The sequence below is a fragment of the Treponema endosymbiont of Eucomonympha sp. genome, assembly GCF_001028545.1.
The window spans coordinates 1-1,223 of record NZ_BBPW01000180.1; the positions used below are offsets into that span (position 1 = coordinate 1).

General features: G+C 53.1%; 3 protein-coding genes. All 3 read right to left on the bottom strand.

Annotation, left to right across the window (positions count from 1 at the left end):
* Positions 1-147: 147 nt before the first annotated feature.
* Entirely contained in the window at positions 148-483 is a 336-nt protein-coding gene (locus AWU74_RS13470; protein ID WP_162504902.1) for a 3'-5' exonuclease, read from the bottom strand.
* 71 nt (positions 484-554) lie between these two features.
* The gene (locus AWU74_RS11715) at positions 555-716 is read right to left on the bottom strand and encodes a hypothetical protein (RefSeq protein ID WP_187150879.1); all 162 of its coding nucleotides are present in this window, start codon (positions 714-716) and stop codon (positions 555-557) included.
* 152 nt (positions 717-868) lie between these two features.
* On the bottom strand, positions 869-1,223 hold a 355-nt coding region (locus tag AWU74_RS05760), incomplete at its 5' end, for an amino acid kinase family protein (protein WP_438816361.1).

Consider the following 1,223-nt stretch of genomic DNA (forward strand, 5'->3'; position numbering starts at 1 on the left):
TACCAGCATATCGCTGCATTAGCCGAATCAGCCCATATTTCAGATTTCCGCAAAGCCTGCTCGGTAGGCAATTGTGCGGGAAGTTCCGGTAATCCTTCTCGGTCAGCCTCGGTAAATGCGCCGAACCTTTTGTCTGTGCAGCGTGTTTTAATCCTGTAAGTTCGTGCTTTTATTTACGGCGAGAATAAACAATCTTGCGCAAGCCTCGACGTCCGCCAAAGCATTGTGGTGATTTACCAACTCTATATCATTTTTGTTACAGCAAGTGGAAAGACCCGTATTTTCAAACACGCTGCGCCATATTTTCATTGTGCAATAGGTTTTGAATGACATATCTTTGTTGCAAAAATCTTTGAGGCAAGACGTCAGGCAACTGTAATCAAACTTCATATTGTGCGCCACAAGCGTTTGATTTTCTACAAGGCGTTTCCACTGCGGATAGTTTTCGGCAAAGGTCGGCGCGTTTTTGGTATCTTCCGGTATATATGGTGAATGCTGGTAAAATCACCGCGGATAAAAATATTCGGCGGTTTTATCAGGCTGACCGAGAAGGATTACCGGAACTTCCCGCACAATTGCCTACCGAGCAGGCTTTGCGGAAATCTGAAATATGGGCTGATTCGGCTAATGCAGCGATATGCTGGTAAAACCGAACGCCCGCCGAGGGCTTCCTCCACGAGGCTACCGAGCAGGCTTACCGAAAGGGGCTTGACCATATGCCGCGAGTTTGCGAAGCAAACTCGGTAGCACGCCTACGGCGTTGCGGCAGTTCCCTCAAGGAACTCGGTATATTCGGCTGCCGCCGACCCCTGATGCAGAGTTTTTTCAAGAAACTCTGTCGTTACCCGTGCAATGCACGGGTAACGCCTTATTCGTCCCGCGCAAGGAACAGCGTGCCGCCCATACCGCCCGCCGCGAGCCGCTCCAGCGCCTGTTCGCTTTTGCCGTTCGCCAGCACGACCGGAATGCCGTATGCCGCCGCTTTTTCCGCCGCCTCAATCTTTGTCCGCACGCCGCCCGTGCCGAAATCGTTCGCCGCGCCCATAGTAATGCGGGAAAGCAGCTCCGCCGTGTCGCGCACCGTCTCGACGAGCGCCGCGCCCGGGTGCGTCTTGGGGTTGTCGGTGAAAATGCCGTCTATGTCGCTGAACAGAATGAGCAAATCGGCGTTCCACAGAATCGCCGTCAGCGCGCTCAGGTTGTCGTTGTCGCCGATTCGGATT

Coding starts and splice junctions, on each gene's coding strand:
- AWU74_RS11715 (WP_187150879.1), bottom strand. CDS start 716: ATGGTCAAGCCCCTTTCGGTAAGCCTGCTCGGTAGCCTCGTGGAGGAA.